This window comes from Pandoraea sp. XJJ-1, assembly GCF_026802345.1.
GTDB lineage: Bacteria > Pseudomonadota > Gammaproteobacteria > Burkholderiales > Burkholderiaceae > Pandoraea > Pandoraea cepalis.
Genome location: NZ_CP113827.1, coordinates 1,234,689 through 1,246,671, shown reverse-complemented (window position 1 = coordinate 1,246,671; position 11,983 = coordinate 1,234,689). Strand labels below are relative to the sequence as shown.

Annotated in this window: 11 protein-coding genes, 1 other RNA gene and 1 riboswitch; of the genes, 5 read left to right on the top strand and 7 right to left on the bottom strand. The window is 64.1% G+C overall.

Translation table 11 applies throughout. From position 1 onward, the window contains the following. Positions 1-10: 10 nt before the first annotated feature. From cobO to OYT13_RS05730, 4 genes are all read right to left on the bottom strand, one after another. A complete protein-coding gene (cobO, locus tag OYT13_RS05745) occupies positions 11-655 on the bottom strand; it encodes a cob(I)yrinic acid a,c-diamide adenosyltransferase (protein WP_268567398.1) in 645 nt (214 codons plus the stop codon). 92 nt (positions 656-747) lie between these two features. Beyond that, a complete protein-coding gene (locus OYT13_RS05740) occupies positions 748-1,572 on the bottom strand; it encodes an ABC transporter ATP-binding protein (RefSeq protein WP_268567397.1) in 825 nt (274 codons plus the stop codon). Beyond that, a complete protein-coding gene (locus OYT13_RS05735; RefSeq protein WP_261939028.1) occupies positions 1,569-2,564 on the bottom strand; it encodes a FecCD family ABC transporter permease in 996 nt (331 codons plus the stop codon). Before OYT13_RS05735 ends, OYT13_RS05740 begins: the two co-directional genes overlap by 4 nt. 27 nt (positions 2,565-2,591) lie before the next feature. Continuing rightward, complete coding sequence (locus OYT13_RS05730; RefSeq protein WP_268567396.1) at positions 2,592-4,616, bottom strand: TonB-dependent receptor plug domain-containing protein; 2,025 nt, start codon at positions 4,614-4,616, stop codon at positions 2,592-2,594. 154 nt (positions 4,617-4,770) lie between these two features. Next, positions 4,771-5,022, bottom strand: a riboswitch (cobalamin riboswitch). A gap of 89 nt (positions 5,023-5,111) precedes the next feature. On the opposite strand from OYT13_RS05730, the gene OYT13_RS05725 reads away from it, so the two are divergent. The 3 genes from OYT13_RS05725 (at position 5,112) to ssrS (ending at position 5,948) form a co-directional block, all read left to right on the top strand. After that, on the top strand, positions 5,112-5,423 hold the full coding sequence (locus OYT13_RS05725; protein ID WP_017235031.1) for a hypothetical protein: 312 nt from the start codon (positions 5,112-5,114) through the stop codon (positions 5,421-5,423). Further along, positions 5,420-5,731 (top strand): cell division protein ZapA, encoded by a 312-nt coding sequence (locus OYT13_RS05720; protein WP_017235030.1) that lies wholly within the window; start codon positions 5,420-5,422, stop codon positions 5,729-5,731. Before OYT13_RS05725 ends, OYT13_RS05720 begins: the two co-directional genes overlap by 4 nt. 35 nt (positions 5,732-5,766) lie before the next feature. Beyond that, a non-coding RNA gene (ssrS, locus tag OYT13_RS05715) (6S RNA) lies at positions 5,767-5,948 on the top strand. Positions 5,949-6,100: 152 nt separating this feature from the next. Here the strand turns inward: ssrS and OYT13_RS05710 are convergent. From OYT13_RS05710 to OYT13_RS05700, 3 genes are all read right to left on the bottom strand, one after another. Further along, a complete protein-coding gene (locus tag OYT13_RS05710; RefSeq protein WP_268567395.1) occupies positions 6,101-7,882 on the bottom strand; it encodes an acyl-CoA dehydrogenase in 1,782 nt (593 codons plus the stop codon). Between the two features lie 149 nt (positions 7,883-8,031). Continuing rightward, on the bottom strand, positions 8,032-8,964 hold the full coding sequence (locus OYT13_RS05705; protein WP_130025209.1) for an electron transfer flavoprotein subunit alpha/FixB family protein: 933 nt from the start codon (positions 8,962-8,964) through the stop codon (positions 8,032-8,034). A gap of 14 nt (positions 8,965-8,978) precedes the next feature. Further along, positions 8,979-9,728 (bottom strand): electron transfer flavoprotein subunit beta/FixA family protein, encoded by a 750-nt coding sequence (locus tag OYT13_RS05700; protein ID WP_261939031.1) that lies wholly within the window; start codon positions 9,726-9,728, stop codon positions 8,979-8,981. Between the two features lie 369 nt (positions 9,729-10,097). On the opposite strand from OYT13_RS05700, the gene OYT13_RS05695 reads away from it, so the two are divergent. Together OYT13_RS05695 and OYT13_RS05690 are read left to right on the top strand one after the other, a co-directional pair. Next, positions 10,098-11,003 (top strand): alpha/beta hydrolase, encoded by a 906-nt coding sequence (locus OYT13_RS05695; protein ID WP_268567394.1) that lies wholly within the window; start codon positions 10,098-10,100, stop codon positions 11,001-11,003. A 122-nt stretch (positions 11,004-11,125) separates the two neighbouring features. Beyond that, a complete protein-coding gene (locus OYT13_RS05690) occupies positions 11,126-11,908 on the top strand; it encodes a ferredoxin--NADP reductase (RefSeq protein WP_017232009.1) in 783 nt (260 codons plus the stop codon). The last annotated feature ends 75 nt before the right edge of the window (positions 11,909-11,983 follow it).

Below are 11,983 nucleotides of genomic sequence, written 5' to 3'. Positions count from 1 at the left end.
GAGGCAGTGGTTACATTTCCACGCCGGCCTGCGCACGGATGCCCTGGGCAAACGCATGCTTGACCGGCGTCATATCGGTCACGGTGTGAGCCACATCGATCAGCGCTTGCGGGGCGCCGCGTCCGGTGATCACCACGTGCTGCATCTCCGGTCGTGCCTGCAAATCGGCGATCACTGTGTCGACGTCGAGATAGTCGAGCTTGAGGGCAATGTTCAACTCGTCGAACAACACCAGACCGAACGACGGGTCGCGCAACATTCGGCGCGCTTGCTCCCAGGCCGCTTCGGCCTTCGCGATGTCGCGCGTGCGGTCCTGCGTCTCCCAGGTGTAGCCCTCGCCCATCACAAAAAACTCGCACTCCGAAGGAAAGCGGCGCAGGAAGGTCTCCTCACCCGTCGGGATCGCGCCCTTGATGAACTGCACGACGCCCGTCTTCATGCCGTGCCCCATCGCGCGCACGACCATGCCGAAGCCGGAGCTCGATTTGCCCTTGCCATTGCCGGTCGTGACGACGATCACGCCACAGTCGCGCTGGGCCTGCGCGATCTTGTCGTCGATCACCTCCTTCTTGCGCGCCATGCGCGTGCGATGGCGCGCGTTGCGCCCGTCGTCGGCTTCCGATTGGGATGGGGATTGCGGGGTTTCTTGTGTCATGAACAGCACCTGTCAAAAGCAGGCGTACGGCGCGAGACGGCCGCACGCGGATGAGAGTGTACGCCCGCCCGTCGGGGCATCATGCGCGCCATTTACAGGCGACGCACGGGCACGAGGGCCTCGTCGTCGCCATCGCGAATGAGGCGCAGCGGATACCCGAAGGCGTGGCTGCAATGCTCGGCGCAGAGCACGTCGTTCACCGGGCCGGCGCGCCATCCGCCACGGCCGTCGAGCAGCAGCGCGTGCGTGGCGAAACGTCGCGCCAGATTCAAATCGTGGCAAGAGAAGATGACGGCGGCATCAATGCCTTCGGCGTGGCGGGCGAGTCGCTCAAGCGCGTCGATCTGGTGATGAAGATCGAGATGCGAGACCGGTTCGTCGAGCAACAGCAACGGCGTGGCCTGCGCCAGCACGGCGGCCAGCGATACGCGCTGGCGCTCGCCCCCCGAGAGCGTGGTGACGTCGCGCGCGGCGAAGCGCTCCAGACCAACCTGCGCAAGGGCGGCCATGGCGGCGGCGATGTCGTCGTCCGACTCCCATGCCCCCCAGCGGCCTCGCGCCAGATAGGGATGACGGCCCGTCAGCACCACTTCGAGCGCGGTGGCGCCGAACGCGTCGCGCGTCTGTTGCTGCATCAGCGCGCGCACCTTGGCGAGCGACGCCGGTCGCCACTGCGCCAACGCCTTGCCGCCAAGCATCACGCGGCCACTGGCGCTGAGCGGGGCGCCGCGCGCCGGTGTCTCGTCCACCTGACGCAGTCCGGCGAGCGTGCCGAGCAATGTCGTCTTGCCCGCGCCGTTGGGGCCGGCCAGACACCAGCACTCGCCCGGCGCGATCACGAGATCGAGCTGGTCCACGAGCACCCGCTCTGCGGCGCGCAGCGTCAGCGCGTGTGTTTGCAGCAGCGGTGCGCTCATTGGATGGCCCGTCGGGAAAGCAGCCACAGGAAAACGGGCACGCCAATCATCGCCGTGATGACGCCAACGGGCAATTGCGTCGGCGCAATGACTGTGCGCGCCACAAGATCGGCGAACATCAGCAACGCCCCACCCCCGAGCGCGGCGGCCGGGAGCAGCATGCGCTGATCGTTGCCGAAGCGCAGACGCAGGATGTGCGGCACGACGAGACCGACGAAGCCGATGCTGCCCGCGGTGGTCACGGCCACGGCGGTTGCCAGCGACGCCGCCAGATAGATGCGGGCGCGCAGGGGGCCGACGGCCACGCCCACGCCATGCGCCACCGCTTCGCCGCGCAGCAGCACATTCAGGCGATGCGCGACCGGACACACGATGAGCAGCGTCGCCGCGAGCGCGATCAGCGGCAACCAGGCGCGGTCGACGCCGTTCAGATCGCCCGTGAGCCAGAACAGCATGCCGCGCAGGCTGGCGTCGGGTGCGAGGGTGAGAATGAGCGTGGCGAGCGCGCCAAAGCCGGCGGCCATCATCACGCCGGTCAACAACAATTGGGTACTGCTGTCGTGATCGTCATGGCGTAGAAAGCTTCGGCGAGACAGCGCCATCACGAGGGCAATGGCCGCAAGCGCGCCAGCGAAGGCGCTCGTCTGCACCCAGAAAAAAGGCAGCATGAGTGCCAGCGACGCCAGCGCGGCAACCCCCGCACCGCCGGAAATGCCCAGCACGTAAGGGTCAGCGAGCGGGTTGCGCAACAGCGTTTGCATCAACGTGCCCGCGACCGCGAGCAGGCCGCCACAGGCGAACGCGGCGAGTGCACGCGGCAGACGCAGACGCCAGACCACGTCGCCGGCAAGACCGGCGTCATGGCCGAGCAGCAACGTGCCGATTTCGCGCAGCGAGACCGGCACGCTCCCTAGCATGAGCGACGCCACGAGAACGGCCAGTGCCACACCGGCCAGTCCCGTCCAGATGGCGAGGGCGCGACGCAGCGTCATGCGACGTCTCGCCCTGCCGGGACGTCGTTAGAACTGCTTCCAGCCGAGCGAGACGTAAATCGCGCGTCCGAGGGTGTTGTAGCCATAGACCGTCTGGTAGTTCTTGTTGAAGACGTTGTCGAGGTGCGCCGAGACGTACCAGGATTTGTCGATATCGTAGCGTGTCTGAAGGTTCACGAGCGTGTAGGCACCGAGATGCTGACCGCCCGTATCGTAACGCTCGCCGCTGTAGAAGACATCGCCGCCGACGGTGAATTTGCCGAACGTCTTCGACAGACCGACCGACCCGAACTGCCGGGCGCGACGCGCCAGTTGCCTGTCGGCATCCAGATCGGTTGGGTTCTGCCGCGTGAACGACGCGCGCACGTCCATGCCGAGGAACGGACGGCCCGCGTAGGTCAACTCCAGGCCCTCGACGCGCGCGTTTGCGACGTTCGCAGCCGTGTACGGAAACACCGTGAGCGACTGGATCAGGTTGGTGTAGTCGGTCCGGAACCCCGTCAACTTGACCAGGCCGAGGCGCTCGCCGCCGTTGAACTGCACGGCGAGTTCCTTCGAAATAGAGCGTTCCGGTTGCAGGTTCGGATTGCCGAACCCCGGATAGAACAGCTCGTTGAAGGTCGGTGCGCGAAAGCCGTCCGACGCATTGGCCATGACCTTCCACTGCGGCGTGAGCGAGTAGCCGTAGCCGGCCCAGTAGCTGTTCGCGCCGCCGAAATCGGAATACACGTCGCGTCGCACGTTGGCCTGAATCTGATGCTTGCCGAATCGTCCCTCATATCCGACGTAGCCCGAATCGAGATGGCGGTTGTTGCGGTCGTAGTTCGTACTGCTCTCGACCGTTTGCTCCAGACGCGTGTAGCCGGCGATCAGCTTCTGATCCGGCATGAACGCATATTCGTTGGCCCAGTCGATCTGGTTGCTCGACGTATGGAAGTTGCCGTTACCGCTGCCGTTCAGATAGTTATAGCTGTAGTCGTCGCCCTGCGTGACGGTAATCCGGGTCTTCCACTTGTCCGTGAGGTTGCCCTTCGCATAACCAGAGATCTGGCGAACGCGGGCGTCGCTGTCGTTCAGGTCGCTGGGCTTGCCGTAGGCATTGTCGTAGCTGCTGCTGCCGTCGCTCTGAAACAGACGCGCACCGACCTCCCACGTGTCGCCGACCTTGCGCGACAGCGATGCGCTCACGCTCGTGTTGTCGTCGCCGTTGCGGTTGGGGTTGACCTTCGGCGCGAAGCGCGGGTCCTGCGCCGAGATGCCGTTGGTGTGAAACCGCGAGACGTCCAGGGAGAAGCGGGTCTTGCCGTCGTCGAACGCGCCGGCAATGCCGGCGTTGGCCTGCGTGGTGTTGTTCGTGCCGTAGCCCACTTCGGCATAGGCGCGGGGCGGGCCGCCGTTGCCCTTGCGCGTGAAGATCTGGATCACGCCACCGACGGCCTGCGAACCATACAGGGCCGAGACGTTGCCGCGCACGATCTCGATGTGGTCGATCTGCGACACCGGGATCTGAGCGATGTTGGTCGTACCGGTCGTGGCTGCGTTGACGGGCACCCCGTCGATGAGCACGAGCGCAGCGTTCGATGCCGCGCCGCGCATGAAGACGCTGGCCGACGTGCCGAAACCGCCGTTCTGCACGATTTCCACGCCAGCCTGTCCGCGCAGCAGCGTCGGCAAATCCTGCGTCTGGCTGCGTTCAATGTCTTCGCGCGTGATGACCGAGGTGGCCGCCAGCGTGTCTGTGAGCGTCTGCTCGGTGCGCGAGGCTGTCACCACGGTCGCCTTGAGTTGCACGGCGGTGGGGCTGTCGGTCGCGGGGTTGTCGGGCGGATTGGCGGCGAGCACTGCCGGCACGGACGACGCCGTCGATGCGGCATCGGCGGACTGGGCCGACTGGGCATGGGCGCCGATGCTGGCGGCCAACAGGGCCGCCGCGATGGCAAGACGGTGCGGGGCGGCAACCGACGTGGCCGGTGAAGACGTAATGCGGGTAGTGCAGGTAGGACGTGGCAAGACAGGCGCGTGCAGCGCCATCGCGCGAACGTGGGTGCGCATGATCGGGTGTGACTTCCGTAGTTTTTTTATTGCCTAGGCCCGTTCCCCCGCAGGCCGCTGGCGCAAGGGGAGCGCCGGTGACACGTCACGGATGCGAAGCACCGACACATGAAAACGACGACTGCCCGCCACCGGCTGCGCCGGATGGCATGGCGTTTCCCCACTCACTCCGGCCGGTATCCGGGCTGGTCATTGTGGCGCCTGACCGGCCTTCCCGCGAGCGGATAGCTCACAGTGGCGATGAAGGTGAAGCGCGTTTTCGGAAACCTTTCGGGCCGAAAGAATGACTTACCGTTGCGGGGGCAGCACAGGTTGACCAGCCCGTGTGGGGGCGCGGCTCCCTGTTTCCCGTTTAACTGCGCATGCCGGGAGGGCGTGCGCGAGCACCGAAGTGCCGCAAGTGTAGGGGCCATTCGAATGAGCGTCAATGCTCGTTCGTCGGGCATTGGCCGCCGATTCCGTTAGAATGTAGGGCAATTAAGAGGACGCAGCCCGATGCTCACCGATCTCGACAATCTCACCGACAAAATTGAACAGTTGGTTGTGATCAGCCAACGTTTTCATCAACACAACCAAGCGCTGCTCGCCGAACTCGATCGCGCGCGTGCTGAATGCGACGACACACGCACCGCCATCGAGCAGTTGCGCGTCGAGCGCGACGCCCTGCGTCTGCAGCGCGATCAGCTTGCTGCCAAGATCGACGAAGCGCAGGTTCGCCTGAATGCCATTCTGGAAAAGCTCCCGACGCAGAACCCCGCTGAAGGTCAAATGGATCTGCTCGGCACCCCCGGTGGAGAAAACGCATGACGATCAAGCAGCTCGAAGTCAATATTCTGGAACAGTCGTACCGGCTCGCCTGCCCGCCGGAACACGAGGCCGACTTGCTGTCTGCGGTGTCGCGCGTCGATGCCGAGATGAGCAAGGTGCGTGCGCAAAGCAACGTGCGCGGCACCGACCGGATTGCCGTCATGGCAGCCTTGAGTCTGGCATCCGAATTGCTTGCGCTGGAAAAAAGTATTGCTGCTGGACAAGCATTCCCCGCGGAAGAAATTCAGAGTAGAATGAATCGCATGAACGAACGACTGAGTGCTGTGATCGATCAGTATCAAAGCTGAAAATTCACTGGCTGCCGTTCGATTCAAAAAGTTAGTTTTCCCTGCCTGGTTCGCGAAAGTCATAGATTCCTTGAACCAATGATCTGTTGCAGGTTGCGGAAGTTTGTAGTGCTGGTGTGATCGTCACTCTGTCTGATGAACCCGAAGCGTTACTAACCGCGACCACCTTGAACCTCACGGTTCAGGATGCCGGCTTAGCGGCTGAGGCGGGGACCCAATACACGGCACTGCGCATGCAGTGCCGTTTTTTTTCGTCCGTTGTGTCCGTTGTGTCCGTTGTGTCGCGTCCATCCGCTGCACTCGCACAAAAAAAAGGCGGCCCGTAGGCCGCCTTCCCATCGATCGCGTCACGCCAGCGTGACAGGCCGATCAGAACTGTGCTTCGCTCAACGACAGGGTCGACGCCGCGCCCTCGGTAATCGCCAGGGCAAGACCCGGCGCTCGCGTGAGAAAGTGATCCGCGAAGAAGCGCGCGGTACCGATCTTGGCATCGTAGAACGACGGGTCCTGATCGCGCAACGTCTGTGCGGCCAGCAACGCGCGGCCCATCTGCCATCCCCCCAGCACGATACCGGCAAGCGTCAGGTACGGCACGCTGCCTGCAAACACTGCATTCGCATTGTCCTGCGTGTTCGCGAGCACATAGTCGACGGCGATCGAGAGCGCTTCGCGCCCCTTCGCCAGACGGTCTGCCACGCCCGGCCCCACGCCGCCCAGCGCACGCAGTTCGTTTTCCGTCACCCTGATCTGCTCGCACAGGGCGCGGGCCACGGCACCGCCGTCGCGCAGCGTCTTGCGGCCGATCAGATCGTTCGCCTGAATCGCCGTCGTGCCTTCGTAGATCGGCAGGATGCGCGCGTCGCGGTAGTACTGCGCCGCGCCCGTTTCCTCGATAAAGCCCATGCCGCCGTGCACCTGCACGCCGAGGCTCGTCACCTCCAGCGACATCTCGGTGCTCCAGCCCTTGACGATCGGCACGAGAAATTCATAGACGGCCTGTGCACGTTTGCGTTCGGCCGCGTCTGCTGCGTGGTGACCGATATCGGCGTGTGCTGCCGCCACGTAAGCGAGCGCACGCGCGCCTTCGGTCAGCGCACGCATCGTCATTAGCATGCGCTTGACGTCCGGGTGATGAATGATGGCTACGGCGTCACGCGACGAGCCATCGACCGGACGGCTTTGCAAACGATCGCGGGCGTACGCCACGGCATGCTGATACGCACGCTCGGCGATAGCCACACCTTGCATGCCGACCGCGAAGCGCGCGGCGTTCATCATAATGAACATGTATTCGAGGCCGCGATTCTCCTCGCCGACCAGGTAGCCCGTTGCCCCGCCGTTGTCGCCGAACTGCAGCACCGCCGTCGGGCTCGCCTTGATGCCGAGTTTGTGCTCGATCGACACACAATGCACATCGTTGCGCGCCCCGAGATTGCCCTCGGCGTCGACGTTGAACTTCGGGACGATGAACAGTGAAATGCCCTTCACGCCGGCGGGCGCATCGGGGGTGCGTGCGAGCACGAGATGCACGATGTTCTCGGCCATGTCGTGTTCGCCGAACGTAATGAAAATCTTCGTGCCGAAGATGCGATACGTCCCGTCGGCCTCGCGTTCGGCGCGCGTGCGCACCATCGCGAGATCGGAACCCGCTTGCGGCTCGGTCAGGTTCATCGTGCCGGTCCACTCGCCCGAAAGCAGTTTCGGGACGTAGAGCGCGCGTTGTGCATCAGTGCCCGCGGTGAGCAACGCCTCGACAGCGCCGTCGGTCAGCAACGGACACAGCGCGAACGACAGGTTCGCGGCATTGAGCATTTCCGTGCACGGCGTGGCCACCAGCTTCGGCAGCCCCTGCCCGCCAAACGCCTGCGGATGCACGACCCCCTGCCAGCCCGCCTCGGAGAACTGACGAAACGCCTCCTTGAAGCCCGGCGTGGTTGTGACGGCGCCATCCTTCCACGTGCTCGGCTGCTGGTCGCCAATGACGTTCAGCGGGGCCAGCACTTCCTGATTGAAGCGCGCCGCCTCCTCGAGCACCGCCTGCGCGAGTTCGGGCGAGGCGTCCTCATAGCCCGGCAGCGCCGAGATGCTCGTCAGATCCGCCAGTTCGTTCATCACGAACTGCATGTCCTTGATCGGGGCCTGATAACTCATGTCGTTCCTCCAACGAATTCCGAGATGCTTGGGATGTTTTTATGTTTTTGTTCGACCGATTCGCATGAAGACGCCACACCATCGCAGGCCAGCCTCCTCATGCGGATCGGCTGCGGGAGACGAGCCCGCAGCCTCACCTCCGAACTCGCTTACAGCGCGCCCGTCAGCTCCGGCACCACCGTGAACAGATCACCCACCAGACCGTAATCCGCCACCGAGAAGATCGGCGCTTCCGGATCCTTGTTGATCGCCACGATCACCTTCGAATCCTTCATCCCCGCCAAGTGCTGGATCGCCCCCGAAATGCCCACCGCCACATACAACTGCGGTGCCACGATCTTGCCCGTCTGACCGACCTGATAGTCGTTGGGCACGTAACCGGCATCGACCGCCGCGCGCGAGGCGCCCAGTGCCGCGCCCAGCTTGTCCGCCAGCGGCTCGAGCACTTTCGTGTAGTTCTCCCCGCTGCCCAGACCCCGGCCGCCCGAGACGATGATCTTCGCGCTCGTGAGTTCCGGACGGTCCAGCTTCGTCACCTCACGACCCACGAACTGCGACACGCCCGCGTCCGGCGTCGCCGCCACGGTTTCCACCGCAGCACTGCCACCGCTTGCCGCGACCGGATCGAACCCCGTCGAGCGCACCGTGATCACCTTCACCTTGTCCGCGCTTTGCACCGTCGCAATCGCGTTGCCCGCGTAGATCGGACGCTCGAACGTGTCGGCACTGTCGACCTTCGTGATGTCCGAAATCTGCGCAACGTCCAGCAGTGCCGCCACGCGCGGTGCGATGTTCTTGCCATACGCCGTGGCCGGCGCCAGGATGTGCGAATACGCCCCTGCGATCGACACCACCTCGTCGGCGATGTTCTCGGCCAGGCCGTCACCGAAGTACGGCGCGTCGGCCAGCAGCACCTTCTTCACACCGGCGATCTGCGCGGCCGCGTCAGCCGCCGCCTTCGCGTTGTTGCCCGCGACCAGCACGTGCACGTCGTCGCCGCATTGCAGCGCGGCGGCCACCGTGTTCAGGGTCGCAGCCTTGATCGATTGATTGTCGTGTTCGGCAATTACAAGAATGCTCATCTCGTCGTCTCCCCTTAGATGACCTTGGCCTCAAGCTTCAGCTTCTCGACGAGCGCTGCCACGTCCGCCACCTTCACCCCCGCGCTGCGCTTGGGCGGCTCCACCACCTTGAGCGTCTTCAGGCGCGGGCTCACGTCCACCCCCAGATCCGCCGGCTTGACCGTCTCCAGCGGCTTCTTCTTCGCCTTCATGATGTTGGGCAGCGTCACGTAACGCGGCTCGTTCAGGCGCAGGTCCGTCGTGATCACCGCCGGCAGCGACAGCGACACCGTCTCCAGACCGCCATCCACTTCGCGCGTGACTTGCGCACGGTTGTCCGCCACCGTCACCTTCGAGGCGAACGTCGCCTGCGGCAGCTTCGCCAGCGCCGCGAGCATCTGCCCGGTTTGATTGGAGTCGTCGTCGATGGCCTGCTTGCCCAGGATCACCAGTTGCGGCTGTTCCTTGTCCACGACAGCCTTGAGCAGCTTGGCCACCGCCAACGGTTGCAGCTCGTCGTCCGACTCGATCAGGATCGCGCGGTCCGCGCCGATCGCCAACGCCGTGCGCAGCGTCTCCTGAGCTTGCGCCACGCCCGCCGACACCGCGATCACTTCGGTCGCCACGCCCGCTTCCTTCAGGCGCACCGCCTCCTCCACCGCGATTTCGTCGAACGGATTCATCGACATCTTCACGTTCGCGATGTCGACGCCACTGCCGTCGCTCTTCACGCGAACTTTTACGTTGTAATCCACTACCCGTTTGACCGGTACCAGGATCTTCATGAACTCGCTCCAAAGTTACGTTAACGTCAATCCGCTGTCATTATAACCACACAGCGAATGACGCATTTGTTGTCGATTCAATGCATTTTGTGGCGTTAATTCGTGATGCCCGTCTGAATTGCCGCAAATGCACAATCCGCAAGTCAGCGACGCCATAACGCGACCGGTACGCGCTGTCACGCAACCGATCTACCCCGAACGATCGTGCTATTTTTATGGAAATCTCGACGGGCAGCCAGTCCCCGTGTGGTGCATTTCCTCTAGAGAAATCACCCCGTCGCTCAGGCGCCTATGATCGAATGGCGCACCCGATAATCGCTGTGCCATCGCACGCGTGACGGCCACTCGGCCAACGCGTCAGGAGGAGACATGACTACGTATTCCGAATCGCGCCTGCACGCGAGCGACGGCCTTTCACTGCACGTCCATTGCTGGACGCCCGATACCGGGGGGGCGCGCTTGCGCGCGGTGGTGGCCATCATCCACGGGATGGGCGAGCACGGCGGGCGTTACGCACGCCTGGCGGAGCACTTCGCCGCGCAAGGCCTCGCCACCGTCACTTACGACCTTCGCGGGCACGGCCGCTCGGACGGCGCGCGCGTCTTTGTGAAGCATTTCGACGAGTACCTCGACGACACTGAAATCTTCCTCACGCACGTGCGCACCCAGTTCGGTCCGGCACCGTTGTTCCTGCTCGGCCACAGCATGGGGGGCGCCATTGCGGCCTTGTACACCATCACCCGGGCACCGGCGAACGTGCGCGCGCTGATGCTGAGCAGCCCGGCGCTCGCGCCCGGTGAGCCCGTCGCCCCATGGATGGTGAAAGCCGGGCGCTGGGTGTCGCGCTGGCTGCCCAAGGTGCCCGTCTTCAAGATCGATCCTGCCATGATCGCGCGCGACAAGGCCGTGGTGGCCGCCGCGAAGCAAGATCCACTCAACGCCTATCGCGGCACGCCGGCGCGCACCGCCGCCGAGCTGCTCGACGCGATGGCGCGCATTCACGCCAACGCCGACGCGCTACGTCTGCCGCTGTACGTCTTCCACGGCACCGCCGACCGGCTCACCGCCCCATGGGCAAGCGAGCAATTCCACGGCAACGCGGGCTCGCAGGACAAGACACTGCGCCTCTATCCCGGGCACTTTCACGAAACGCTCAACGATCTCGATCGCGAAAAGGTCATCGACGAACTGACACAGTGGCTGATGCAACACCTGCCCGACACGCCAGCGGCGCAGCCGACGCAACCGACCGTCGGGGCACACGATAGCGTCTGAGCAATGGCGTCGGCCAGGCACTCGACGCACGCCCGGAACCCCGCACGCGAGCAGGGTCTCGTCACGTGCTGCCCTGCTGCGCGCTACACTGAAGACGTGTGGAACTGCGAGGAGCCTCCGGCATGCAAGCGCAGACGAAATACTCGCCGCAAACGGTCACCGGCATGCATTTCTGGACGCCGACGATCTTCAGTATCAAGACCACGCGACCGCCCGGCCTGCAATTTACAGCGGGACAGTTCGTGCGGCTCGGACTTCCCGACGACGACAGCGAAAGCGGCGAGATGATCTGGCGCCCCTATTCATTGGTGAACTCGCCCAATGAAGATACATTGGAGTTCTACCTGATTACGATTCCCGAGGGGAAACTTACGCCCCGTCTGGCGCAACTCAAGGTCGGCGACACGCTCTTCGTCGATCACATCGCCTATGGCTTCCTGACGCTCGACCGATTCACCGGCGGCGAAGACCTCTGGCTGCTCGCCACCGGTACTGGCCTGGCACCCTTTGTGTCGATCCTGCGCGACCCCGCGGTATGGCACCGCTTCAAACGCCTCTTCGTCGTGCACAGTGTGCGATGGGCGCACGACCTCGCTTATTACGACGAGCTGAAGCATTTCTCGCACCCCGACGTCGATCCGTCGCTGGTCGATAAACTGCATTACGCCGCGTGCGTGACGCGCGAGCAAACGCCAGGCGCGCTGAACGGACGTGTGACGTCGCTGCTGGCGTCAGGCGAGCTGGAGAAGGCGATGGGGGCGACGCTCGACCCGGCCACGTCGCGCATCATGGTTTGCGGTAATCCGGACATGATCAAGGCGCTGCGCGCCTGGTTCACCGACAAGGGATACGCCGTAAGCCGTACGGCGATGCCCGGGCCGCTCGTGCTGGAAAAGCAGTGGTAAGGCGCGAGAACCGCAAAACGATTCGATAAGCACGTTCGGCGCCCAAAACGCATCGGGCGCTTCGGGGCGCCGTCC

Coding starts and splice junctions, on each gene's coding strand:
- OYT13_RS05705 (WP_130025209.1), bottom strand. CDS start 8,964: ATGAGCATTCTTGTAATTGCCGAACACGACAATCAATCGATCAAGGCT.
- OYT13_RS05740 (WP_268567397.1), bottom strand. CDS start 1,572: ATGAGCGCACCGCTGCTGCAAACACACGCGCTGACGCTGCGCGCCGCA.
- OYT13_RS05735 (WP_261939028.1), bottom strand. CDS start 2,564: ATGACGCTGCGTCGCGCCCTCGCCATCTGGACGGGACTGGCCGGTGTG.
- OYT13_RS05695 (WP_268567394.1), top strand. CDS start 10,098: ATGACTACGTATTCCGAATCGCGCCTGCACGCGAGCGACGGCCTTTCA.
- OYT13_RS05710 (WP_268567395.1), bottom strand. CDS start 7,882: ATGAGTTATCAGGCCCCGATCAAGGACATGCAGTTCGTGATGAACGAA.
- OYT13_RS05700 (WP_261939031.1), bottom strand. CDS start 9,728: ATGAAGATCCTGGTACCGGTCAAACGGGTAGTGGATTACAACGTAAAA.
- cobO (WP_268567398.1), bottom strand. CDS start 655: ATGACACAAGAAACCCCGCAATCCCCATCCCAATCGGAAGCCGACGAC.
- OYT13_RS05690 (WP_017232009.1), top strand. CDS start 11,126: ATGCAAGCGCAGACGAAATACTCGCCGCAAACGGTCACCGGCATGCAT.
- OYT13_RS05730 (WP_268567396.1), bottom strand. CDS start 4,616: ATGCGCACCCACGTTCGCGCGATGGCGCTGCACGCGCCTGTCTTGCCA.
- OYT13_RS05725 (WP_017235031.1), top strand. CDS start 5,112: ATGCTCACCGATCTCGACAATCTCACCGACAAAATTGAACAGTTGGTT.
- OYT13_RS05720 (WP_017235030.1), top strand. CDS start 5,420: ATGACGATCAAGCAGCTCGAAGTCAATATTCTGGAACAGTCGTACCGG.